The sequence below is a fragment of the Burkholderia arboris genome, from assembly GCF_902499125.1.
Classification (GTDB): domain Bacteria; phylum Pseudomonadota; class Gammaproteobacteria; order Burkholderiales; family Burkholderiaceae; genus Burkholderia; species Burkholderia arboris.
Window position 1 is genome coordinate 332,106 of record NZ_CABVPX010000003.1, and the last position, 22,102, is coordinate 354,207.

General features: G+C 59.6%; 24 protein-coding genes. 17 read left to right on the forward strand and 7 right to left on the reverse strand.

From position 1 onward, the window contains the following. Positions 1–108: 108 nt before the first annotated feature. The 7 genes from pobA (at position 109) to BLA15945_RS05940 (ending at position 7,147) form a co-directional block, all read left to right on the forward strand. Positions 109–1,341 (forward strand): 4-hydroxybenzoate 3-monooxygenase, encoded by a 1,233-nt coding sequence (pobA, locus tag BLA15945_RS05910; RefSeq protein WP_174991754.1) that lies wholly within the window; start codon positions 109–111, stop codon positions 1,339–1,341. 143 nt (positions 1,342–1,484) lie between these two features. Continuing rightward, complete coding sequence (locus BLA15945_RS05915; RefSeq protein WP_059238171.1) at positions 1,485–2,198, forward strand: 3-oxoacid CoA-transferase subunit A; 714 nt, start codon at positions 1,485–1,487, stop codon at positions 2,196–2,198. 10 nt (positions 2,199–2,208) lie between these two features. Next, the gene (locus BLA15945_RS05920) at positions 2,209–2,865 is read left to right on the forward strand and encodes a CoA transferase subunit B (RefSeq protein ID WP_174991755.1); all 657 of its coding nucleotides are present in this window, start codon (positions 2,209–2,211) and stop codon (positions 2,863–2,865) included. Positions 2,866–2,953: 88 nt separating this feature from the next. After that, a complete protein-coding gene (locus BLA15945_RS05925) occupies positions 2,954–4,327 on the forward strand; it encodes a 3-carboxy-cis,cis-muconate cycloisomerase (RefSeq protein ID WP_174991756.1) in 1,374 nt (457 codons plus the stop codon). Next, a complete protein-coding gene (gene pcaD / locus BLA15945_RS05930) occupies positions 4,327–5,112 on the forward strand; it encodes a 3-oxoadipate enol-lactonase (RefSeq protein WP_059238167.1) in 786 nt (261 codons plus the stop codon). Before BLA15945_RS05925 ends, pcaD begins: the two co-directional genes overlap by 1 nt. A gap of 10 nt (positions 5,113–5,122) precedes the next feature. Next, entirely contained in the window at positions 5,123–5,509 is a 387-nt protein-coding gene (gene pcaC, locus BLA15945_RS05935) for a 4-carboxymuconolactone decarboxylase (RefSeq protein ID WP_059240862.1), read from the forward strand. 279 nt (positions 5,510–5,788) lie between these two features. Next, on the forward strand, positions 5,789–7,147 hold the full coding sequence (locus BLA15945_RS05940; protein WP_059238166.1) for an MFS transporter: 1,359 nt from the start codon (positions 5,789–5,791) through the stop codon (positions 7,145–7,147). Positions 7,148–7,207: 60 nt separating this feature from the next. Here BLA15945_RS05940 and BLA15945_RS05945 read toward each other — a convergent pair whose 3' ends face one another. Both BLA15945_RS05945 and BLA15945_RS05950 read right to left on the reverse strand, forming a co-directional pair. Next, positions 7,208–7,456, reverse strand: coding sequence for a hypothetical protein (locus tag BLA15945_RS05945; RefSeq protein WP_059238163.1), 249 nt, complete (start codon positions 7,454–7,456; stop codon positions 7,208–7,210). A 110-nt stretch (positions 7,457–7,566) separates the two neighbouring features. Further along, positions 7,567–8,181 (reverse strand): LysE family translocator, encoded by a 615-nt coding sequence (locus BLA15945_RS05950; RefSeq protein WP_059238161.1) that lies wholly within the window; start codon positions 8,179–8,181, stop codon positions 7,567–7,569. A gap of 501 nt (positions 8,182–8,682) precedes the next feature. Here BLA15945_RS05950 and BLA15945_RS05955 point away from each other — a divergent pair. Next, positions 8,683–8,946: a hypothetical protein gene (locus BLA15945_RS05955; RefSeq protein WP_174991757.1), complete on the forward strand. Its 264-nt coding sequence runs from the start codon at positions 8,683–8,685 to the stop codon at positions 8,944–8,946. A 200-nt stretch (positions 8,947–9,146) separates the two neighbouring features. Here BLA15945_RS05955 and BLA15945_RS05960 read toward each other — a convergent pair whose 3' ends face one another. Continuing rightward, positions 9,147–9,542, reverse strand: a complete 396-nt coding sequence (locus BLA15945_RS05960) for a hypothetical protein (RefSeq protein ID WP_174991758.1) — start codon at positions 9,540–9,542, stop codon at positions 9,147–9,149. Positions 9,543–9,657: 115 nt separating this feature from the next. On the opposite strand from BLA15945_RS05960, the gene BLA15945_RS05965 reads away from it, so the two are divergent. Beyond that, complete coding sequence (locus BLA15945_RS05965) at positions 9,658–9,951, forward strand: helix-turn-helix domain-containing protein (RefSeq protein ID WP_174991759.1); 294 nt, start codon at positions 9,658–9,660, stop codon at positions 9,949–9,951. Between the two features lie 191 nt (positions 9,952–10,142). Here BLA15945_RS05965 and BLA15945_RS05970 read toward each other — a convergent pair whose 3' ends face one another. Genes BLA15945_RS05970 through BLA15945_RS05980 form a run of 3 tightly spaced genes read right to left on the reverse strand, consistent with a single transcriptional unit; the run spans position 10,143 to position 12,532 of the window. Further along, a complete protein-coding gene (locus BLA15945_RS05970) occupies positions 10,143–11,291 on the reverse strand; it encodes a hypothetical protein (protein ID WP_174991760.1) in 1,149 nt (382 codons plus the stop codon). Continuing rightward, positions 11,263–12,138, reverse strand: a complete 876-nt coding sequence (locus tag BLA15945_RS05975; protein WP_174991761.1) for a serine/threonine protein kinase — start codon at positions 12,136–12,138, stop codon at positions 11,263–11,265. Before BLA15945_RS05975 ends, BLA15945_RS05970 begins: the two co-directional genes overlap by 29 nt. Further along, positions 12,083–12,532 carry a hypothetical protein gene (locus BLA15945_RS05980; protein ID WP_174991762.1) on the reverse strand — a complete coding sequence of 150 codons (450 nt, stop codon included), beginning with the start codon at positions 12,530–12,532 and terminating at the stop codon, positions 12,083–12,085. The genes BLA15945_RS05975 and BLA15945_RS05980 overlap by 56 nt, the downstream gene beginning before the upstream one ends. Positions 12,533–12,660: 128 nt before the next feature. Here BLA15945_RS05980 and BLA15945_RS05985 point away from each other — a divergent pair, with 128 nt between their 5' ends. The 8 genes from BLA15945_RS05985 to BLA15945_RS38000 all read left to right on the forward strand — a co-directional run bounded on the left by BLA15945_RS05985 (position 12,661) and on the right by BLA15945_RS38000 (position 19,629). Then, positions 12,661–12,873, forward strand: coding sequence for a hypothetical protein (locus BLA15945_RS05985; RefSeq protein WP_080330637.1), 213 nt, complete (start codon positions 12,661–12,663; stop codon positions 12,871–12,873). Between the two features lie 495 nt (positions 12,874–13,368). Beyond that, positions 13,369–13,725: a helix-turn-helix domain-containing protein gene (locus tag BLA15945_RS05990; protein ID WP_174991763.1), complete on the forward strand. Its 357-nt coding sequence runs from the start codon at positions 13,369–13,371 to the stop codon at positions 13,723–13,725. A 285-nt stretch (positions 13,726–14,010) separates the two neighbouring features. Next, positions 14,011–14,646, forward strand: coding sequence for a TnsA endonuclease N-terminal domain-containing protein (locus tag BLA15945_RS37580; protein ID WP_233464127.1), 636 nt, complete (start codon positions 14,011–14,013; stop codon positions 14,644–14,646). Then, positions 14,627–16,576, forward strand: coding sequence for a Mu transposase C-terminal domain-containing protein (locus BLA15945_RS06000; protein WP_174991764.1), 1,950 nt, complete (start codon positions 14,627–14,629; stop codon positions 16,574–16,576). The genes BLA15945_RS37580 and BLA15945_RS06000 overlap by 20 nt, the downstream gene beginning before the upstream one ends. A 9-nt stretch (positions 16,577–16,585) precedes the next feature. Then, positions 16,586–17,494: a TniB family NTP-binding protein gene (locus BLA15945_RS06005; protein WP_174991765.1), complete on the forward strand. Its 909-nt coding sequence runs from the start codon at positions 16,586–16,588 to the stop codon at positions 17,492–17,494. Then, on the forward strand, positions 17,491–18,459 hold the full coding sequence (locus BLA15945_RS06010; protein ID WP_174991766.1) for a TniQ family protein: 969 nt from the start codon (positions 17,491–17,493) through the stop codon (positions 18,457–18,459). The genes BLA15945_RS06005 and BLA15945_RS06010 overlap by 4 nt, the downstream gene beginning before the upstream one ends. Before the next feature lie 170 nt (positions 18,460–18,629). Continuing rightward, a complete protein-coding gene (locus tag BLA15945_RS06015) occupies positions 18,630–18,827 on the forward strand; it encodes an antitoxin Xre/MbcA/ParS toxin-binding domain-containing protein (protein ID WP_230963174.1) in 198 nt (65 codons plus the stop codon). A 79-nt stretch (positions 18,828–18,906) separates the two neighbouring features. Continuing rightward, positions 18,907–19,629: a TniQ family protein gene (locus BLA15945_RS38000; RefSeq protein ID WP_407045088.1), complete on the forward strand. Its 723-nt coding sequence runs from the start codon at positions 18,907–18,909 to the stop codon at positions 19,627–19,629. Between the two features lie 268 nt (positions 19,630–19,897). On the opposite strand, the gene BLA15945_RS06025 is transcribed toward BLA15945_RS38000, so the two are convergent. Next, entirely contained in the window at positions 19,898–22,048 is a 2,151-nt protein-coding gene (locus BLA15945_RS06025) for an SEC-C metal-binding domain-containing protein (RefSeq protein ID WP_174991767.1), read from the reverse strand. Between the last annotated feature and the right edge of the window lie 54 nt (positions 22,049–22,102).

The following is a 22,102-nucleotide window of genomic DNA, read 5'->3' on the forward strand; positions in this document are numbered from 1 at the left end:
CAGTATCGTCAAAACGTATACAACATATCTCCTGAATCGCGTTGCCGCATAGTCGGGAAAGCGCTCAAATGTGTTCGACGATTCGAATTAATGTTCAGGAGACGAACAATGCGCACCCAAGTCGCGATCATCGGCGCCGGGCCGTCCGGCCTTTTGCTGTCCCATCTGCTGCGCCTGCAAGGCGTCGATTCCATCCTCGTCGAAGCGCGTTCGCGCGAATACTGCGAGAACCGCATCCGCGCCGGCGTGCTGGAGCAGGGCACGGTCGACACGCTGAACGAAGCCGGTCTCGGCGACCGGATGCGCCGCGAAGGGCTCGAACATCACGGCATCGAACTGCTGTTCGACGGCCAGCGCCATCGCATCGACCTGTCCGAACTGACCGGCGGGCGCGCGATCACCGTCTACAGCCAGCACGAAGTCGTGCGCGACCTGATCGCGGCCGGCGTCGAGCATGGCCATTCGATGCATTTCGAAGTCAGCGATGTCGCGCTGCACGACGTCGAAGGCGAGCACCCGTTCGTCACGTTCAAGCACGCGGACGGCCGCGCCGACCGCATCGACTGCGACTACGTCGCCGGCTGCGACGGCTTCCACGGCATCGCACGCCAGACGATCCCGGCCGAACGGCTGAATACGTTCGAGCGCGTCTACCCGTTCGCCTGGCTCGGCATCCTCGCCGATGCGGCGCCGTCGCTCGACGAACTCGTGTACGCGCACCACGACAACGGCTTCGCGCTGTTCTCGATGCGCTCGCCGACGGTCACGCGCCTGTACCTGCAGTGCAAGCCGGACGAGGACCTGGCCGAATGGTCCGACACGCGGATCTGGGATGAACTGCACACGCGCTTCTCGAACGATACCGGCTGGACGCCGACCGAGGGCCGGATCACGCAGAAGAGCGTGACGCCGATGCGCAGTTTCGTGTCGGAGACGATGCAGCACGGACGCCTGTTCCTCGCCGGCGACGCCGCGCACATCGTGCCGCCGACCGGCGCGAAGGGGATGAACCTCGCGGTGGCCGACGTCCGCGCGCTGTCCCGCGCGCTCGGCGCGCGCTACCGGACGGGCGACGCGACGCCGCTCGACACGTATTCGGCGACCTGCCTCGAACGCGTGTGGCGCGCCGAGCACTTCTCGTACTTCATGACGAACATGCTGCACGCGTCGCCGGACGATTCGCCGTTCGTCAATCGCCTGAAGTTTGCCGAGCTGAAATACGTGACGCGCTCGCGGGCCGCCGCGCAGTCGCTCGCCGAAAACTATGTCGGCCTGCCGTTCGACGACGCGACGGCCCCCGAGGGAACCCGCCTTGACAACGCGCTGTGCGCGACTCTATGATCGGCCCATCGTTCGCTAATCGAATCTAGGTTCGAATAGCGAACAAATACCGGGATCGACATCGGCCCCGGCGCGGCACGCGGCACGCGCGTGTCCCCTCGACAGGCCGCGCATCGAGCCGCGGGTTCGTATCAGGAAGAGACATGGTCAACAAGATTTTCGAATCGCTCCAGTCGGCGGTGGCCGACATCCACGATGGCGCGACAATCATGATCGGCGGCTTCGGCACGGCCGGCATGCCGTCCGAGCTGATCGACGCGCTGATCGCACAGGGCGCGCGCGACCTGACGATCGTCAACAACAACGCGGGTAACGGCGAGACCGGCCTCGCGGCGCTGCTGAAGGCGAAGCAGGTGCGCAAGATCATCTGCTCGTTTCCGCGCCAGAGCGATTCGCAGGTGTTCGACGGGCTGTACCGCGCGGGCGAGATCGAGCTGGAACTCGTGCCGCAGGGCAATCTCGCGGAGCGCATCCGCGCGGCGGGCGCCGGCATCGGCGGCTTCTTCACGCCGACGGGTTACGGCACCAAGCTCGCGGAGGGCAAGGAAACGCGCGTGATCGACGGCAAGCCGTACGTGTTCGAGACGCCGATCCATGCCGATTTCGCGCTCGTGAAGGCGTACAAGGGCGATCGCTGGGGCAACCTCGTGTATCGCAAGACCGCGCGCAACTTCGGGCCGATCATGGCCAGCGCCGCGAAGGTCGCGATCGTGCAGGTGTCGGAAGTCGTGCCGCTCGGTGCGCTGAACCCGGAACACATCGTGACGCCGGGCATTTTCGTCCAGCGCGTCGTCGAAGTGCCGCAGGCTGCGCATGCAGCCGAGCTGGCTGCCGAACATGCATCGCAAGCCGCCTGAGGAGACCGAGATGAAACGACTGACCCGCGATGAAATGGCCAAGCGCGTTGCCCAGGACATCCCCGAAGGCGCATACGTGAACCTCGGCATCGGCGTGCCGACGCTGGTGGCGAACCACCTCGACCCGAGCAAGGAAATCTTCCTGCACAGCGAGAACGGCCTGCTCGGCATGGGCCCCGCGCCCGCGCCCGGCGAGGAAGACGACGAACTGATCAATGCCGGCAAGCAGCACGTGACGCTGCTCACCGGCGGCGCGTATTTCCACCATGCCGATTCGTTCGCGATGATGCGCGGCGGCCACCTCGACTACTGCGTGCTCGGTGCGTTCCAGGTGTCGGCGAGCGGCGACCTCGCGAACTGGCACACGGGCGCGCCCGATGCGATTCCGGCCGTCGGCGGCGCGATGGATCTCGCGATCGGCGCGAAGCAGGTGTTCGTGATGATGGAGCACCTGACGAAGCAGGGCGAAAGCAAGATCGTCGCGCAGTGCTCGTATCCGGTCACCGGCGTGCAATGCGTGAGCCGTATCTATACGGATCTCGCGGTGCTCGACGTGACGGCCGACGGCCTCGCGGTGAGCGAGATCTTCACCGACCTGTCGTTCGACGAACTGCAGAAGCTGACCGGCGTGCCGCTGATCGACGCGACGCGGAAGGCCGCTGCGTGAACCGCCGGCGTGCCGCCGCGTGCGCTCGCGCGCAGGCCGGCACGCTTGGGTGGACAATAGGCGCACGCCGTTTCCCCTATCTGATGCCATGCTCGAAGACAGCGCCCGCCTGACCTCCCTCATCTGCGGCACCGAGCCGCTCAACCGGATCTGGTCGCCCCGCGCGACGATCCAGCGGATGCTCGACGTCGAGGCCGCGCTCGCGCGTGCGCTCGCCGCGCAGCAGGTGATTCCCGCCGCCGCGGTCGCGCCGATCGAGCGCGCGTGCGACGCCGGCCGGCTCAACGCCGACGCGCTCGCGCACGGCGCGGCGCTCGGCGGCAATCTCGCGATTCCGCTCGTCAGGCAGCTCACCGCGCAGGTGAAGGCCGACGACCCCGAGGCCGCGAAGTTCGTGCATTGGGGCGCGACGAGCCAGGACATCATCGATACCGCAACCGTGCTGCAGCTGCGCGACACGCTCGACGTGCTGGAACCGATGCTCGACGAAGCGTGCGCGTCGCTCGCGGCGCTCGCGCGCGCTCATCGCGCGACGCCGATGATCGGCCGCACGTGGCTGCAGCAGGCGCTGCCGATCACGCTCGGCCTGAAATTCGCTCAATGGCTCGATGCGCTGCTGCGCCACCGCGCGCGTTTCGCCGAATTGCGCGAGCGCGTGCTCGTGCTGCAGTTCGGCGGCGCGGCCGGCACGCTCGCGAGCCTGCGCGAGCAGGCGGCGGGCGTGACGGCTGCACTCGCGGCCGACCTGAGGCTCGCGGCGCCGGCCGTGCCGTGGCACACGCAGCGCGACCGCATCGCGGAAGCCGCGTCCTGCTTCGGCATGCTGACGGGCACGCTCGGCAAGATCGCGCGCGACGTGTCGCTGCAGATGCAGACCGAAGTCGGCGAGCTCGGCGAACCGGCCGCCGCCGGCAAGGGCGGCTCGTCGACGATGCCGCACAAGCGCAACCCGGTCGGCTGCGCGGCCGTGCTGACCGCCGCAGTGCGCGCACCGAACCTCGTTGCGACCGTGTTCGCGGGGATGGTGCAGGAACACGAGCGCGCGCTCGGCGGCTGGCAGGCCGAATGGGATGCGCTGCCCGACCTCGCGCGCCTGACGGGCGGCGCGCTCGCGCAGATCGCGCAGATCGTCGCGGGCCTCGACGTCAATACCGAACGCCTCGCCGCGAACCTCGACCTGACGCACGGCCTGATCCTCGGCGAAGCGGTGATGCTTGCGCTCGGCGACCGCATCGGCCGGCTCGACGCACACCATGTCGTCGAGCACGCATCGAAGGAAGCCGTGCGCACCGGCGCGACGCTGTTCGACGTGCTCGCCGCCGACGCGACCGTGTCGGCCCACCTGTCGCGCGACGCGCTCGCGCGGCTGCTCGATCCCGCACATTACGTCGGCGAGGCGCAGGCCTATGTCGACGCCGTGCTCGCGCTGCATGCGGGCACGACTCAACCAGGAGAACATTGATGCCTTTCGCCACTGTCAACGGCGTGAATCTGCATTACCGGATCGACCGTGCCGCGCGCGCCGACGCGCCGTGGCTCGTCTTCTCGAACTCGCTCGGTGCCGACCTGCAGATGTGGGCGCCGCAGATCCGTCCGCTCACGCAGCACTTCAACATCCTGCGCTACGACACGCGCGGCCACGGCCACTCCGACGCGCCGGCCGGTTCGTACACGATCGAGCAGCTTGCCGGCGACGTGATCGGCCTGCTCGACCACGTCGGCATCGACTGCGCGCATTTCTGCGGGATCTCGATGGGCGGGCTGACGGGCGCCGCGCTCGCCGCGCGCTACCCGTCGCGCATCGTGCGTGCGGTGCTGTCGAATACCGCCGCGAAGATCGGCTCGCCGGAAGTGTGGGCGCCGCGAGCGCAGAAGGCGCGCGCCGAAGGGATGGCCGCGCTCGCCGACGCCGTGCTGCCGCGCTGGTTCACCGATGCATTCGTCGAACGCGAGCCGCGCCTGTTCGACGCGATCCGCGATACGTTCGTGCATACCGACAAGGATGGCTATGCGGCGAACTGCGACGCGCTGAACGCGGCCGACCTGCGCGACGAAGTGAAGGGCATCACGCTGCCGGTGCTCGTCGTGACCGGCGCGAAGGACATGTCGACGCCGCCCGATCAGGGCCGCGCGCTCGCTGCCGCGATTCCCGGCGCGCTGCACATCGAATTCGACGCCGCGCATATTTCGAACATCGAGTGCACCGACGGCTTCAACCGCGCGCTGCTCGATTTCCTCAACGCGTGAGGGCATGGCGATGGACGACCAGGAACGTTACGAAGCAGGGATGAAGGTGCGCCGCGCAGTGCTCGGCGACGCGCACGTCGACCGTTCGATCGAGAACCGCACCGAGGTGACCGACGAATTCCAGAACCTGATCACGCGCTATGCATGGGGCGAGATCTGGACGCGCGACGGCCTGCCGCGCCATACGCGCAGCCTGCTGACCATCGCGATGATGGTCGCGCTGAACCGTGGCGAGGAACTGGCGCTGCACCTGCGCGCCGCGCGCAACAACGGCGTGACGCGCGACGAGATCAAGGAAGTGCTGCTGCAAACCGCGATCTACTGCGGCGTGCCGGCTGCGAACTCCGCATTCCATCTCGCGGACAAGATTTTCAAGGAACAGGACGAGGCCGGTTAAGCAACGGCTGTAGTGCGATCCTGAGCCGGGGCCTGCCGTCGATGGTTGGCGGGCCGTCGACGATGAATGAACGCGCCGGCAGAGTATCGGCGCGCGGCGCACCGGATGGCCGGTGCGCGAACAAAGGCAAGACGCGGTTCCGAGGCCGCGTCGCTTATAAACATACTGGCTTTGCATGGGGCTGGAGCAAGCGCTGAAGCGCGAACTCCGGTCGACCGCGAAGCATGGGATCCAGGCAAGCGCTAAAGGGCCAACCTGGATCCACACAGGAGACTAGCGATGAATCGCACACCCGTGGTCGATGTCCAGACCTTCATCAACGAGCAGCCGTTCGGCGGCTTTCAATGGCTCGTGTTCCTCATGTGTTTCGTGATCGTGCTGCTCGACGGTTTCGATACGGCCGCGATCGGCTTCATCGCACCGTCGCTGCTCGGCGAATGGAACCTGACCAAACCCGATCTCGCACCGGTGCTGAGCGCCGCGCTGTTCGGCCTCGCGTGCGGTGCGCTCGTGTCGGGCCCGCTGTCCGACCGGCTCGGCCGCCGCTCGTTGCTGCTCGGCTCGGTGTTCCTGTTTGGCGTTGCATGCCTGATGTCCGCCTTTTCGAACACAATCGGACACCTGACGATCCTGCGCTTCATCACCGGCGTCGGGCTCGGCGCGGCGATGCCGAACGCGGTCACGATGATGGGCGAGTTCTGCCCGGACAAGCGCCGCGCGACCGTGATCAACCTGATGTTCTGCGGGTTCCCGCTCGGCGCGGCGTTCGGCGGTTTCCTGGCCGCGTGGATGATTCCGCATTTCGGCTGGCGCAGCGTGCTGATGCTCGGCGGCGTGACACCGCTGCTGCTCGGCGTGCTGTTGCTGCTGAAGATGCCGGAATCGGTGCGCTTCATGGTCGCGAGCGGCCAGCAGGTGGACAAGATCCGCGCCACGCTCGCACGCATCTCGCGCGACGCGCTGAACGCCGGCTCGTTCGCGATGACCGAAGCCGCGCCGCAGACGGGCAGCAAGGGTCTCGGCGTCGTGCTGTCGCGCTCGTACATCGTCGGCTCGGTGATGCTGTGGCTCGCGTACTTCATGGGCCTCGTGATCTTCTACGCGTCGATCAACTGGATGCCGATCCTGCTGAAGGATGCGGGCCTGACGCCGAAGAGCGCGACGCTGATCTCGGCGCTGTTCCCGCTCGGCGGCGTGGGCGCCGTGCTGTGCGGCGTGCTGATGGACCGCTTCAACGCGAACCGCGTGATCGCCGTGTGCTATGCGCTGACGGCGGTGAGCGTGTATGCGATCGGGCAGGCGGCCGGCAACGTCGGGCTGCTCGTGCTGGTCGTGTTCGTGGCCGGCGTGCTGATGAACACCGCGCAATCGTCGATGCCGGCGCTGGCCGCTGCGTTTTATCCGACGGAAGGGCGTGGCACGGGTGTCGCGTGGATGCTCGGCGTCGGCCGCTTCGGCGGGATCGCGGGGTCGTTCCTCGTCGCCGAACTGACGCGCCGGCACTTCTCGTTCGCGGGCGTGTTCGCGACGATCGCCGTTGCGGGCTTGCTCGCGTGCATCGCGTTGCTGATCAAGCAGATGGCGCGGCCGCATGGTGTCGCGCAGCCGGCAGGCAAGATCGAGTCGCTCGGGCATTGAGCGAAGCGCGGGCCGGTGCGCTGCGCCGGCCCGCCGATACGGCAGCCATCGGGCCGCCGGCTATTCTTCCGCGTCGTGTTGCTTCACGAAGTTGCGCAGATACGCGCGCAGCGCGGCTTCCCGGCTGCGATGATCGGCGAGGTTCGCGGCGCCCATCTCTTCCTCTTCACCGAACATCGTCGGCGGCGCGCAGTAGGTGCCGATCTCGATGTCTTCGCGCAGCACACGAATCTCGTGCGTGAGCGGGTGATACTCGGCGATCCAGTGCATCCCCTCGATGTGTTCGCCCGCCCTCAGCAGTGGCTTCATCGGCACTCTCCCGGCAGCAGCGGCGCAACCGGCGAAACGGTGGCGCGCGCTCGTAACAAAAGGGTACGCCTGCATCGGGCGAATCTCAACGGGCGCGCGGTGAGCGTTCACTACGCCAGCAGGTGCGCGATCAGCGGATACAGCGACAGGATCAGCAGTACGGCCATCGTCACGTTGAAGATGCGCAGCGCGCGGGGGTTCGACAGGAAGCGGCGCAGGCCGAGGCCGAACGCGGCCCACAGGCAGATGCACGGGAAGCCGATCAGGATGAACACGACGGACATCCACGCGGCGTTCATCCCGTAGTCGGCGGACAGGCGGACCGTCGTCGCGGCGGTCAGCACCATCATCCAGGCCTTCGGGTTGACCCACTGGAATGCGGCGGCTTCGACGAACGTCATCGGCCGTGGCTTGGCGCCGTGCGCCTTCACTTCGCCCGACGTGCCGATGCGCCACGCGAGGTACAGCAGATACGCGACGCTTGCGGCTTCGAGGATCGTGTACAGCAGCGGCAGGCGCTTGAACGCTTCGCCGAGGCCGAAGCCGACGCAGAGCATCAGGATCGCGACGCCGATGCTGATGCCGAACAGGTGCGGCATCGTGCGGCGGAAGCCGAAGTTGACGCCGGATGCGAGCAACATCGTGTTGTTCGGGCCGGGCGTGATCGATGTGACGAGCGCGAAGAGCATGCCGGCGGGCAATGCGCTCAAGGTGAGGAATTCCATCGCGGATTCTCCGTTCGGTTCGAGGCTGGGATGGAGATCAGTTTAGCGACGGTTCTCTGTACAGTACCGGTACAGTTGGATTGACGATTGCCGGTACGGGGGAGGTGGGGGCGGAAGGGCTTGTCGGCGATTGTTGTTGTCTCTCAGAAAAGATGTCCGCAGTCTCAATATGTTGTCTTTGAATAATTGGCTGCGTCTGGCACTTGAAGGGTGTGACTTGCCTCGGTTTTCAGAAGATGATCGGAGAAAATTTGCTCACATGGGATTCTGGCGCAATGTGTGATCAAGCTAGCTGCCTCATTGTTGTCGTATTGGAGGCGCTTAGTCGCCCGTTCACGTTTGAAGCTCGCCCGCGCGAACTTAGTGCAAAATCGATGCTTCGCGCGGCACGCCGAACCCGGTGTAGCATGCAGTTGCGTCCCGAGCGCTTTGCTCGGCATCACCGGGAATTGTCTGATGACATCGGCTCCCGCAATCGCGTGAATCATGTGGAGACGTGAAGTGACCGCCACGAAGCGCTGGATCATAGAGATTCAGGACGCCCCTGATGGGAGCGGCGACGGTGTTCTGCAGCTTCCTGACGATCTCTGGAGCGAATTGTCGAGCCAGGGATGGCAAGCTGGAGACGTACTCGAGATGGATCTGGTCACTGTACCCGGTGTTGCCGGGATCCGAAATCGCTACGCGGAGTGTCGTCGAATTTCCGCGCCTGGAAAGTCAGTCTCCAATGGCTCACCGAAGAGTGAGGATGGTCATGAACGATGACTACGATGCGTGGCCTTGCGAACAAGTTGAAGCTGCACATGAGGACTACGTCCGCGGTTTCCACTAAACGAAGGCAGATGCCGTATCCTCGCACTCGGGTGCCTCTTTGCCTGGATACTGGTTGCTTTGGGCCCGCAGCCTCAGGCCGACTCGACTGACGACGAACGGTTGAGCTTGAACGGCGTTACTATCCGGAGTGCTTACCATCCAAGGATATCGGGACGATTGGTTCCGCGTCCCGTAAATCGATTGTTTGTGAGCGTGTTGCGGATCAGGGCCGCTTCGGTGAATTCGATGCCTAAATCACACATGAGCGTGTTGTTACTTATTGTCGAACTCTGTCCGCTGGTTCGAATACATACAGGCGCCTCGATGACTGAGTTGGTCACTACGACCGACCATCCCCGGATTCCAACAGTGTCTGAGATGACGTGAACATTGTTGAAATACACACCGCTGACGGGGCCCCTGATTATTTCGCGTCCCATCTCATCTCGCTGTTTTCCATCTGATTGTTTCTGCTGCTGTTGCTGCGCAACGGCCAAAGGATGTGCGCTTAACAACGCGGACATCACGATCAAAAGTACGAGGCGCATGTAACCATCCTGCGAATGATCTGACTGCACAAGGTTCAATCAGTCCGGTTTCCTGCATCGATACGTGATGCAAAGACCGTGGATGCGAACGCATCATATCGGAACCATAGGGGCCATGCCAGCCCCGCTCAAAGGCCCAGATCCAAATCAGCGACTTGTGTCGCTGCGGGATGTGCTCGCCTTCAACGTGCGTGTTGTTCGAGTCAGAAACATGCTTAGCCAAGAGCAACTTGGATTCGCGGCCGATTTGGATCGGACGTTCATTAGCCAAGTGGAGCGGGCACGGATTAATGTGTCGCTAGACAATATTGAGCGACTGGCGGACGCGTTGGGGGTAGCGGCTCATACCTTGCTTCAACGCCCGGATCAGTCGATCGCCGTGGATCTAGAAGCGCGGTCAAAACTGTAGTTGTCTTGCCGGTACCTCGTTCGAAGGCCGACGGACAAGCTACCGCGATGGTCGCGGTAAGGCCTTAGAGGGCAGAGCCGGAGTCTGGCAATACTGTTGGCCGCCGAACGACTTATCAGTAAGTCTCTGCTTAGCGTTCACCGGCGGCCTTGAGATGAGCTTTATATCTGGAGAGTGGGAGAAATCTGACGCTAGCGAGACGCCTCTGCGATAGCGTTTATCCACGGCCTAACCCATTCGCCATTATTAAGTCGGTCATACAATTGTATCTCCGATTTTTCAATTTCCCCCCAATTCTTGTCCGCTGCTCGGAGTAACTTTAGAGCTAAATTTGGATCCTGACCAATGGTTTGCTCCATCTCCTGGAACCAGTAAAGATACTGCCTCCAACCGATGGCAACCCAAGCGGTGCCAGACTTTGCATCGAGAATTTTCAAGATCTCGGCAGAATGTGGATTGCTTGAAGCGGCCTGGCGATCGATTATCTTGGCATTCAAAAGGAGTTGTACATCTGGCTCCCGAAGCCATGTTATCAAACCATCGTCAGTCCAGTATGGTACAACTTTTCCGCCATCCGTCGCATCGTCCCATCTTCCCGGAACAAAGCGTCGAAGATTGAAGAATTTCCCGGTTGCCAGATCCGTGGCACCCGCGTGTTTCCATAAAATTCCGTCCAGCCCGCTGAAGCCAACAATAATTTTTGTGCCGGCATTTTCGAGCAACCTAATAAGCTTTATGGCGTTTGCAAGCGACTCGTAATCAGTGCGTTGCTGCCGTGGTTTGAGATCATCTAGAAATATCAAATAGGCACGGGAAACTTTCGTTCGTGTTAAGACCGTGGCGATGCGCTGGGGGGAATTTTCCTCTGCCAATGTTTTAATGTCGACAATTGCAGTTAGGAGTATTTCTAGCTTGGAGTCGTGTGCAATTGGATGTAGTTGGTTTGTTATGTCGACAACCTGACTATAATATGCGTCATCAAAAACACGTGGCAGCATAGCAGGAGAGCAGATGGCCGTGGCGCCGATCTGATGGGCACATTTTATGAGTGCTTCGCCGCGCTGAACCCACCATGCGACTTTGCTCAAATCGGCGGAATCGAAGTCGTTGGGGAAGTATGGCCAGGATGCAAGTTTGCCGCGATCGCTTCGTGGTTTGTAGAGTTGCGGATCGAGAATGATATCGATCAGGTCGCGGGTAAAACCCAACTGACCTAGTCGATCCGATACTTCGGCTGGGGAATTATTGACGGGGCTCAGAATTAGGCCGCGGTATTTTTGCAATTCCGGTCTATCGATTAGATTCCATGAATCATGGCCCATTTGATGGTATACGCCCATTTCCACTCCCCGATAGAGCGTTGATGAAATCAGACGGCCAACGATACCTTGAAATCGGCCAAGGTTGCAAGGCGCGAATGAGCGCAGCCAACCCGATATTTGTCAGGTCGTGCGCGGTACGATCGGGAATATTTTTGTATTCGGCGACGGACTGAACAGTCTCTTGTCTAGTCATGCCGGGACAGAAGTATGGATGATAATTAAGTGCACACTCTGCCAGAACTACAGCAAGTCCAAACTGGTCTGTCCGCCAATCGATGGCAGCCTTATTATTGTTGAGTTGCTCAGGAGCAGAATAAAAAGGTGTGCCCGGGCCTTGAAAGATAAAATCTTCAGTCAAGGATGACGCGTCAAGCATTCGGACGAGTCCGAAATCTGTCAGAACAGGCTCGTTTGAGGATCTGAACAAGATATTTGCTGGTTTAATATCTCGATGGACCAAATTCTTTGAATCCAGATGCGCAAGGGCATCGGCAAGCGTAAGCGCGGTGGATCGGATTTCATCGAGCGATATCGCTCCGATCCGTTGACGTGCACTCAATGTCCCGCCGGGTAGGTATTCCTCGGTGGTTACCCAGTAAACGGTGTCGACTTCCTTATACGGAAAACAGTCGAATATCTTCGTGATGGCTGAGTGATTGCATTCGCGAAGTGCTGCGACTTCTCGCTCGAACCGCGGTTGTAAGCCTTCCGAGATTGTCGAAATTTTGAGTGCAAGCTGTTGTCCAGCTTTCTCTATCAGGAAGACCTGCTTAAATGCTCCACTGCCTAGTGGTTCAACGAAGGTGGCATCAATTGTGACACACAGCCTCCTGGCGACGTCTGCGAGATCTGCCGTGTTGTTCATTGGCTATTTGATCGAAATGATTTTGAGCCTTTTGATGCAAGTACGGCAGTAATGGGTCGCAATCGCGGGGCTCGATGAGAACCTTTATACCATCAATCGCAACGACACAAAGGCCAATTTTATAGGTTGAGAAGATCTCAGGGTGCGCGAGCGCCCGCTGCGCAGCTCGTTCAGGCATCACAACGTAGGCATGCCGTGCATACATGGTGTTTCGGTACGCCTGATGAGTTGCGCGTCTCCAGTCTGACAGTTTTGCTTCAAATGCAACGAGATCACCATTCTCGGTTCGGACAAGAACGTCAGTGAAGCCAGATTTGTAATCCCATTCTGTCGTCGAAAGAACCGTGCCCCACGGTGATTGACCATTTTCAATGGTCTTGAGAAATGTTTGCACTAGGTCCGCTTCCGATGCGAAGCGAGGAATGTTATCGGCGCTCCTGGTAGCACACATGATCGGAGTTGCAATCCTATTTAAATATGATTAAATTCCACAGAAGTGTAGCCTGATCTCAAGGAAATGTCATGGCTAGTGCAGGGCGCAAGCCATCCGCCGAAGCAACTCGGCTCGTTCAGCTGACCCTCCCCGTGCAGGTCGATGCGGCACTTGAACGTATCTCCAAGATCGGCTTCTACGGCCGCTCGAAGTCGGAGGTCGTCGTGACGTTGCTTTCGCGAGAATTTGAGCGAATCGCCCGGGACGGTCTTCTCGATCGTCTCGAGGGCCTCACGAAGTAGACCCAGGAGCTCTGCGCAGACTTTTTACTGCAAACACTTCCTTACTGCCGTACCGATCCCATCGTCTTGATGCCGCGCCGTGAGCCGAATATGTGGCTATTCATGTCGCTTTGCGACACAGCTCGCACTTGTCCTGAGAGTGTAACTTTCACACAACGGATGCCCGTCGGTTGCCGGCCGTGGCCCATCTGTCACCGCAAACTTGTGTGTCGTTTGAACACCTTTAGATCAATTTTCGTCGATTCCCCTGCACACGCCGTTCAGAAGTTTGACGAATGAATTGACCCTATTCGGGAAACGTACGAGCCAACACTTGTACAAAAAGGGAAATTATTTTCTTCTCCTTTTCGGCGTTTCCATAACTCGTCCCTCTATTTTTGGTTCGCACGAGGATTCTTCTGTCTGGATTGTCTGGGGGAGAAAGAAAAAAATTACTTGTCCGCCGGCTGGGTCACCACATACATTGAGAGATAGGACACGTGTAGGTGCAAGGCGATGACTCCGTTCTCAAATGCGTTGGTGTACTACCGAAAGCGAGCTGGTCTCAGTCAGACGAATGTGGCCAAGCAGCTTGGGGTCACGATTCAATATGTCTGGAAGCTTGAGCGCGCGGTTAAGCCGCCACCATCGACCGAACAAATTGAGCGGATTGCCGCGGTATTCGGCATGAGCAACGCCGATGTCGCTTCATTGCTCGAGGCCGCTCTCGACTCGCAAAAGAAACTGCGGCTGCCCGACGACCTGCACGCAGATACGTTGCGCCTGATCAATCGCCTGGTGCGAGCGTCGACACGTTTGAGCGGTGACGAAGTCACCTTGCTTGACGAACTGGTGACGAAGCTGGATCTGTAACGTCATCCGGAAAATGCCTTTCCTCATCAATCTATTGAATTAGGAGTGCTGCCTATTTGACAGAAAAGAAAAAACCAACCCTTTACGACGGATTGGTTCTTTCGACCCGGATGAGCGGGGCAATACTGAGGCCTAAGCAACTTCAGTATAGCCCCCTCCTCTTCGGCGTCAAGGTCCAACTCGTCTCCTCGTTGCGTGGAAATGACATCCGCGCGGCCGGCGCTCGTCCATTCGGACTGGCGCCCCCCACATCCACGCGCCCGAAAGGGTGCAGGAGACATCATCATGCCTTCGTACGATACCCGCAGTGGCAGCAATTTTCGAGGCTTCACGCCCTCCATCAAGAATTCTTGCTCGATGCAGTGGTTCTCGCTTGCGGAAGAAGGGACGACGCTACTACTGGAATTCAGCCCAGAAGTCCTGTGCTTTCGCAGTTCCCAAGACCGAACATTTGTCCACAGTGAGGCCGGCCAGACGTTTCGATATACGCCCGACTACGAAGTTGTGCGTCGCGACAACTCAGTTGTCTTCGTGGAAGCCAAGCCTGCAAAAGATCTACAGAAGCCTTCGGTGCAAGCCCGCTTGGCCCGTGCGAGAGCCGTCCTCGCGCAGCATGGACACGCCCTCTTCGTTTGGGATGAACGTACCTATATCGCCGGCACGCGTCACGAGACGCTGCGACTCTTGCGGCCGTGGCGGGGGCGAATTTCGTCCGAACGGATTCGGGAAGCACAATGGCTCGTTGAAAAAAAGCATCCGAAGACTTTCCAAAACCTCGTACATCTGGCCCGTACGCGCGACGTCGCGTTGACTTGGATCGCCAACGGTGCCGCGGGCATCGATCTCGATGTGCCGTTGACCTCCGACGCAGTCATTTACGTTGCTCCTTCGGAGGTGCGTCATGCAAAAATTTTCGCTTAAGCGTGGCGTCGAGTTCGATGAGGGCGAGTACGTCTGGCGCGTCCAGAGTGCGCTGCCCGATGGTCGAATCGAACTCAGCTCAGACTACGGCTCGCCAATACGCCTGCACGAAACGGAAATCTGGGAACGGCACGGCAACGGGCGATGGTCGGTCAGAATCGAATCGCTACGCGAGACGGGTGCCTCACCGATCGTTGTTGCCCGGCGTGATGTCTCCACCTTCGAAGAAAAGGATCTCGTCGAGATGCGCGCGAGGCTCGTCTACCTGAGAGCCGTTGAGGAGGCGAAGTGCTCACGCGTTCGTGAGGTCGAAACGGTCATCGAACGGGTGGCATGTGAGGTTGGTGCATTGATGCCGCCGGACTATCGAACCTTCTGTCGCTGGAGAAAGCGCTATCAGCATTCACGTGATGCCTTGGACGTGGTGCCGCGCCATGAAAACAAGGGGCGACGCGAGATCATCGACGGCCCACTGCTTACGCTGGTGGAAGATGCCATCAACACACACTACCTCAACGACCAGAAGCTCAATGTCACACGCCTGTACGACTATGTTGAGGAAGCTATTGCCGCCGGCAATGAACGTGATCCCGAAAACCCGCTGCCAACCGTCAGTCGCGCAACGCTCTATCGTCATGTCGAGAAACTGAACAGCTATCTCGTCACCGCGGCCCGGGAAGGCCGCACCGAAGCGCTGAAGAAGTATCGACCGGTGTTTCGCAGGCTCAAAACAAAACGACTAAACGAGCGCTGGGAAATCGACCACACACCGGTGGACTTGATGTGCGTCTGCGAACAGACGCGCATGGTCATCGTTCGGCCGGTTCTGACGGTGATTATCGACGCGCACACTCGCATGGTGATGGGATTCCATATCGGGGCGCGCTCGCCCGGTCAGGAGGAGGTCGGATGGGCGATGCGAATGGCCATGCTCAGCAAGCGCGATCTATTGAATCGACTAGGCCTGGGACACCTCGAATGGCTGGCGCGAGGTGTGGCCGAGATGGTCGTCGGTGACAACGCGTGGGAGTTCCATGGATCGGCCATGCGCGCAGGCTGCGACGAGCTGGGGATTTCACTCGTGTACTGCCCAAAGCGTGCACCATGGTTCAAGGGCCGCGTCGAGCGGTTCATGCGCACGATATCGGAACAACTCTTCCATACGATTCCAGGGACAACCTGGTCGAATACCACGGATCGTGGCGAGTACCCGTCCGAGAAGCTTGCGTGTGTGTCCCTCGGCGAGCTGACCGCGCTGGTGGTGCGCTGGATTGTGGAGTGCTATCAGCACGCGCCGCATCGTGGCCTGAAGAACAAGACGCCGTTTCAGGTCTGGCAGGAAAGTGCACGGCTAACACCCATCTACATGCCGGCCGATCCCGACCAACTCTCTATCGCATTCTCGGACGATGTCATGCGTCCGATCACGAATAGCGGCGTGACGTTTGATCATCTCTCATACAACTCCAGCGCATTGCAGTTGCTGCGTCACAGAATCCCTGAAGACGAAAAGGTAAGGGTCCGGTATTTCAACGAGCAGACCGGCTATATTTTCGTCTACGACCCACGGCAGAAGGAATACCTTCGCGTTGATTGCAGCGATCCAGATTACACAAAGGATTTGACCAGATGGATGCACAACGAAGTCACCAGCGCCATGCGAGACAGCAGCATCGATATCAACCCTGTTGGGCTACGCAAAGCCCGTATCCGTCTCGCAGAAGAGATTGCCAAGGCAGAGCTTGATCAGAAACTCAAGAAGCGTAAATGGGTTGCGCAGATCAAGGGGAAGTCGAGCAAGGATCTTCTGATTGGAACCGCTGGCAGGGACGTCGTGGAAGATTCCGTCCAGTCCGAACAAGTGGACCCCATGGTCGTCAGATTCGATAGTGTTCCTGAATTTTCAGTCATGAAGCGTACCGAACGGTAGGAGATCATCATGAAACGATTCAATGTCCGCAAAAGCATCGTCGAACATCCCGACTTCGTTGCTGCGCTCAAGAGTATCGAGGACATCCATCAGTGGCTGCGGGAATCTGGCGAGGCCGGTTGTCTGGCAACGGTCGGAGAGTCCGGCGCCGGAAAGTCGACGGTGCTCGAATGCTATCGCGCCAAATTCCCGGTGCGAGAGGAGGTCCTGCGCCGCCACGTGCCCGTGCTCTACGTCATCGTGCCCGCAGTGCCAACCGTTCGGTCTCTTGCAGAGGCGATCCTGATTGCCTTGGGCGAGATTCCGCAAGTCGGTCAATCGAGCGCGCGCCTGACGGAGCAGATTGTCAAGCTGGTGCACGGTTGTGGCGTCGAGATCATCATGCTCGACGAGTTTCAGCACTTTGTCGAAGGCGATCGTCGTTCGTTGAGACAGGTTGCGAACTGGTTGAAGGTGCTGCTGGACCGGTTGCCCGCGGCTGTCGTGCTTTCGGGGCTGCCATCGCTGCTTAGCGTGCTTCGAGTCAATGGTCAATTGCGACGCCGATTTTCTCGCGTTACGGAGATCCGCCGGTTCGATGTGAACACACGGGAAGGCGCCGAGACATTCATTGGTGTGATGCAGGCGCTTGCTAAAGATATGCCCCTGCCGATGACGGACATCACTGATAAGTGTGTTGCGATGAAGCTGTATTACGCGACTGCAGGCCTGGTGGATTACATGTGCAAGCTGTTGAGTGGTGCCTACCAGATCGCCGAACGACGCGGTGCGAAAGCCGTCGCACTACATGATTTCGCCGCAGCGTTTCGCGTTCACATCTGGAAGGACGCACCCCCGTCGCGCAATCCCTTCGATTCGAAGTTCAATGGTGTGCCGCTCGACCAACCGGGTGAGCCGTTTGCGGGAGACGTGCAATGACGACCCCTCTTCTTCTTAGCGTCGCGCCGCGTCGCGGCGAATCGCTCTCGTCGGTGCTGCATCGCGTTGCTGAGGTCAACGCGCTGAGTGGGCCAGGGATGGTGCTGCGACGGGCCGGCGTGGCTGCCGCTCGGCCGCGTTTCCCCTCGGAGGCCGATGCGCTTGCCCGAGTTTGCCGGCTTTCCCCTAAGTTGGTCCGAGCGATAACTCCACTGACAGTGAGAGCGATCGACTGTAACGGGGTGAAGCACCCGAAGATCAGCTTGTACGGTCACTGGGTTGAGCCCGATGCAATCCTGGTTGGCGCCAACGAGCGCGTATGCCCGGTGTGTATCGCCGAGCACCGACATGTGCTGGGCGTGAATGCTTACGTATTCGCGACGTGCTGCGCTGTCCACGGCGTCCAACTCCTCGATCGCTGTCCGGGCTGTCGACGTGATGTGTCGTCCATGCGGCCGGGTCTGGCGCGTTGTCAGTGCGGGACGGATCTCGGGTCGGCCGCATGTCGGCCCGCGATGCCGGACGAGTTGATGATCACTCGGCTCATCGATCGACGCTGGCGCATGAGCTTTGAGCATGACGTGCCGGACTGTCCGCCAGGCGTCCCTTCCGATTTCGCCGCGCTTGACCTTGGGGAACTGCTGCGTGCGCTTTCGTTTCTGTATCGCGTCAGTGGTGCAACAAGCGGATCGACAGACAAGGGGCTGCGCTCGAAGTCCATTCATGAGCTTGCGCCGCGCATGCAGAAAATCGGACGGATCATGTCGGACTGGCCTCAGGGATTCGCGGAACTGGTCAACGCAGAACGGCAATACCGACCTCGGCCGGGTTCGATCCTGAACTCGGTCCGAAGCGTTGAGCACATTTCCTTGCGTTTGTTCACGGAGTTGCCGGAGCCGCCGTTCGCGTTCCTTCATCGCGCATTGGTCGACGCAATAGGCGGTCCGGTGGTACAGACCGTGTGACGTAGCGCTATCCATGACCCGTGGCGATCCGATTCAAATCGGATCGCCACGGGTTCCGACGTGGGAATTCGAATCTGGGCGAGGTGAACGTCATGGAAACGTGCCGTTGTGGCGCATGGCGATCCGCGTGCATGGTCGAGCATGTGCCTGAAGAGGTTTGGAGCAGGCTCGTGAATCTTGTGCAGAAAATGGTTGACGAGTCAGGCGAGCCGGAGGGATTTGATGCGAAAAAGTGGCTGTGTACGTGGCTACACGAAGAGGTTCCGTCACTCGGGTGGAAGAAGCCGGTCACGTATCTCGATACCGCCGACGGAGAAGAACTGGTGGCCCGGACGCTGCTGAGCATGCAGACAGGCGCCTACCGCTAGGAACGAGCACCGCATCGATCTGGAGTTCGATATGGAAAATCGCAGTTGGGCACCGTATTCCGTCAGACCGTCGAATGCGATGTTACGGCTACCGCTTGCGCTTCGCGTCGAACCCTATCCTGACGAGTCGTTGTCGTCGGTGCTCATGCGCCTGGTGGATGCCAACGGCCTGAGCAGCGTTGGGGCGTTGCTGCGTGACGCCGGTTGCGTCTCGTTCGGTCCGTTGGTTTCCGCTGAGATTGCGGAATTGTCTCGTGTTTGCCGGATCGGGCAATCGACCATGAGATCGATGTGCCCGGTCGAAGTCGGTGGGCGAGCACGAGGGGCCGCCTTCAGTTACGCAGTGGGACATCACATGATTGAGGCCCGGCACTTGCTTGTTCGAGAGCGTGAGCGAGTTTGCCCGATGTGTCTTCTAAACGACGGGGTCATGATTTCCGCACATCGGCTTACATGGATGACGGCATGTCCCGTGCATGCTGTTCAATTGCTTGATGTCTGTCCACGGTGCGAGAAGCCGATCGTGGTGACGCGGCCGAGCATGACACGATGTCGTTGTGGTTTGGATTTTTCGCACGTATCACCAGATACTTGCACGTTGGAAGAGGCGGAGAACGCGCGCTGTCTGTACCAGTGTTGGCGTGTGCCGGTAGCGATAGAAAGTGGACTTGCGGGGAGGGTGGCAGCAGTAGAGAGATCTATAGACCGCAAGTGCGCCGTTAAAGTGACGAATGGCGGTGGCGCGGTCGACCGACGGCAAGTTCCGCTACATCAGATACGGATGGCGATGGGTTTCTACTAATTCTCGTGGACGCTGAATTTATTGGTGTATATCGATCGATGCTCTGATACCGTATCATGGATTTGTTGGAGGGCCCGTTAGGCGGAGATGTACGAACGTGGAATCTGGACAGTGATTGTCGCCGACGCGTTGAGGAAAACTGGGTCTCAGGCATCAAGGGCCACTGTTCGTAGCGTGTGTGCAAGATGCCCTGCGCAAGTCGAGCCCGAATCGTAGTTTCCATATTCGAGGGCCTGGTCGCGCAGGTAACTCAGGCAATCGCGCCGGGCTAGTTCAAGCAGCACTTCTTGTACTTAAGCCCGCTGCCGCAGAAGCACGGGTCGTTTCGACCGAGCTTCTGGCGTCTGATATCTCGCGAATATTGGGAAAGGGCATCGCGCGCTTTAGAGGGTGGCTTCATATCGGCCGTGAGTCGCTCCATTTCATCAGAGGCTTCCCATGGAAAGTCCAACGTGACTCCGAACTGGACTTGCCCTGTTGGATCCACGGAGATACCGAACCACTGTGCCGCACGTTGCCGGTACTTGCGTTTGACACAGTAGTCCTCCAGCACGTCTACTGCTTCGAAAGATGACGTTGGGTTGCAATGAAAGCTGATTCCACAAGGTGGCGCGCTCGCTGCAAGCGTGGCGTCATGTCGCATGCCGTCAAGTTGCGCATGCCGCTCGATAGTTTCGAGTATGCGATGGACGTTCCTACACGCATCTTCGTTCATCGAAAGCAAATGGAACCCGAGCTCGAGAATTGCTGGGTCTGCCCGGGCTTCGATCTCTTTGATGAGACTCTCGTAACGAGTTCCACGCATTTTCGTGAGAATGCCCGCCGGCGTATCGTCGCCAGGCAGGTTATCCCTGCGGACCAGCATCGCCGCATCCAGGTCTTGCGCAATAGAGTCCTCAAGGACGACAAGGTCGTACTTCTCGCTCAGCCAGAGGTTCTGTTTCAGGTGGTACCCGAGAACAGTTAGCTCGTGCCCGCTCATCAGCTTATCTGAAACGGCCACGCGTAATTTCACGTAACTTAGCAAACGCAATGGTGTCGTCAACATCTCCGTCAACGTGTCGAGAAGGAACACGTCCATCACGAACGGAGGCCGGATGACACACGTCGTCTCGAATTTCAGCGACTGGCTGGCCTGAAAGGCGAGCGCAGGATAGTGCTCCGACACCAGGCTGAACAAGAAGATTTCTTTGATGCTTGGCGGCAGGCTAACTTCTTTCCCGCTGTCGTCAATCAACTGACATCCGCCGGCAAGTATTTCATTTGCGCACGCCCAGCCTTGGTCATACGAGTCTTGAATGGCAGCAGCAAAGTCAGCCCTCAGTTGGCTATCGTTCCCTTTGCGTGCGGCGATAGTCAGCTTCTTTGCCTTCGCCTGCACAATAATGAGTCGATCCCCGTAGATGACAAGAACATCCACCTCCCCTACGATGTCTTTGCCGCGATGCAGGTTCACATTCGTATGGACATGCTCACGCCCGAAGACCCCGGCCAGCCGGCGCGCAGCGAACTGCTCGGTGAAGGCACCTCGATGCTTGGCTGCTGTCGGGCGGTAAAGCTTGTCACCCCACATCCAAAAGAACGGAGATTCGTAGAGGGCCTCGTATATAGCGTAGTGTGAGAAAAGGAGCACAGTTCCGCGGTTGGTCGCTAGCAACGGCCTAGCGGCAACCTCATTGAAATCGCCCACCTCCTTGAATCCCGAGTTGTCGCCCTCAAAGAGGAATGCGCGGAAGAATGCCTCAACCAGACTCTTCGCAACGCCACTATGCAATGCCACCTCATCCAGCGAGAACTCGAATGCGGTCAACCAGGTCTCGGGAGGAACGTCGGCGGTTCGGGCACCTATGAAGAGTCGTGTCCCCTTCTCGTCCATCAAAGCACACATAGACTTTGCGATGGTCCGAGCGTGACCAGAGGTGAAGCCTTTGACCTTGAGCATCCATTCGTCGTCGTCCGCATACTTTTCTGGCACAAAGTCCCGGTACTGGAAGGCGTAGGCTGATTCGGTGCCGTAGAAGATAGGTTCTCGCATCCCCGGTCCACGCCATGGATCTGGCGGCTCGGTCCCCGCCTGCATGGCCTCGAACATGGCAGCGAAAGTTGGGTAGGACATGGCGTCGTGCAGCTCTTGCATCAGGGAGTCGGTGCGCTTGACGTAATCCTCGAGCACTTCATACGATTGCGGAGTCAGATCAAATGGCTTCTTTGCCATCAGACCAATCAGCGTGGTCAATTCCGCTCGATTCAATCGCTCTCTGCTGAACAACCGCTCCATGTCAGCCGACTTGAGCTTGCCGTTGATGTGAATGACGTTGTCGCGATGACAGATATGTGCGATTGCATGAACGTATCCAGGCGATCCCGCGAGCACGGCCAGATCCTCAAGAATTTGTGCTTCATCCCTCGGTTGCTTCATGGGTCCCCCCTTTTTATTTCGCAAGCCTCATGTGCGAAGCATTTTTAGCACTGA

What these genes read in the sequence shown, in the direction of transcription:
- pobA (WP_174991754.1), top strand. Translation starts at nt 109, where the DNA reads ATGCGCACCCAAGTCGCGATCATCGGCGCCGGGCCGTCCGGCCTTTTG.
- BLA15945_RS05915 (WP_059238171.1), top strand. Translation starts at nt 1,485, where the DNA reads ATGGTCAACAAGATTTTCGAATCGCTCCAGTCGGCGGTGGCCGACATC.
- BLA15945_RS05920 (WP_174991755.1), top strand. Translation starts at nt 2,209, where the DNA reads ATGAAACGACTGACCCGCGATGAAATGGCCAAGCGCGTTGCCCAGGAC.
- BLA15945_RS05925 (WP_174991756.1), top strand. Translation starts at nt 2,954, where the DNA reads ATGCTCGAAGACAGCGCCCGCCTGACCTCCCTCATCTGCGGCACCGAG.
- pcaD (WP_059238167.1), top strand. Translation starts at nt 4,327, where the DNA reads ATGCCTTTCGCCACTGTCAACGGCGTGAATCTGCATTACCGGATCGAC.
- pcaC (WP_059240862.1), top strand. Translation starts at nt 5,123, where the DNA reads ATGGACGACCAGGAACGTTACGAAGCAGGGATGAAGGTGCGCCGCGCA.
- BLA15945_RS05940 (WP_059238166.1), top strand. Translation starts at nt 5,789, where the DNA reads ATGAATCGCACACCCGTGGTCGATGTCCAGACCTTCATCAACGAGCAG.
- BLA15945_RS05945 (WP_059238163.1), bottom strand. Translation starts at nt 7,456, where the DNA reads ATGAAGCCACTGCTGAGGGCGGGCGAACACATCGAGGGGATGCACTGG.
- BLA15945_RS05950 (WP_059238161.1), bottom strand. Translation starts at nt 8,181, where the DNA reads ATGGAATTCCTCACCTTGAGCGCATTGCCCGCCGGCATGCTCTTCGCG.
- BLA15945_RS05960 (WP_174991758.1), bottom strand. Translation starts at nt 9,542, where the DNA reads ATGCGCCTCGTACTTTTGATCGTGATGTCCGCGTTGTTAAGCGCACAT.
- BLA15945_RS05965 (WP_174991759.1), top strand. Translation starts at nt 9,658, where the DNA reads ATGCCAGCCCCGCTCAAAGGCCCAGATCCAAATCAGCGACTTGTGTCG.
- BLA15945_RS05970 (WP_174991760.1), bottom strand. Translation starts at nt 11,291, where the DNA reads ATGGGCGTATACCATCAAATGGGCCATGATTCATGGAATCTAATCGAT.
- BLA15945_RS05975 (WP_174991761.1), bottom strand. Translation starts at nt 12,138, where the DNA reads ATGAACAACACGGCAGATCTCGCAGACGTCGCCAGGAGGCTGTGTGTC.
- BLA15945_RS05985 (WP_080330637.1), top strand. Translation starts at nt 12,661, where the DNA reads ATGGCTAGTGCAGGGCGCAAGCCATCCGCCGAAGCAACTCGGCTCGTT.
- BLA15945_RS05990 (WP_174991763.1), top strand. Translation starts at nt 13,369, where the DNA reads ATGACTCCGTTCTCAAATGCGTTGGTGTACTACCGAAAGCGAGCTGGT.
- BLA15945_RS37580 (WP_233464127.1), top strand. Translation starts at nt 14,011, where the DNA reads ATGCCTTCGTACGATACCCGCAGTGGCAGCAATTTTCGAGGCTTCACG.
- BLA15945_RS06000 (WP_174991764.1), top strand. Translation starts at nt 14,627, where the DNA reads ATGCAAAAATTTTCGCTTAAGCGTGGCGTCGAGTTCGATGAGGGCGAG.
- BLA15945_RS06005 (WP_174991765.1), top strand. Translation starts at nt 16,586, where the DNA reads ATGAAACGATTCAATGTCCGCAAAAGCATCGTCGAACATCCCGACTTC.
- BLA15945_RS06010 (WP_174991766.1), top strand. Translation starts at nt 17,491, where the DNA reads ATGACGACCCCTCTTCTTCTTAGCGTCGCGCCGCGTCGCGGCGAATCG.
- BLA15945_RS38000 (WP_407045088.1), top strand. Translation starts at nt 18,907, where the DNA reads ATGTTACGGCTACCGCTTGCGCTTCGCGTCGAACCCTATCCTGACGAG.
- BLA15945_RS06025 (WP_174991767.1), bottom strand. Translation starts at nt 22,048, where the DNA reads ATGAAGCAACCGAGGGATGAAGCACAAATTCTTGAGGATCTGGCCGTG.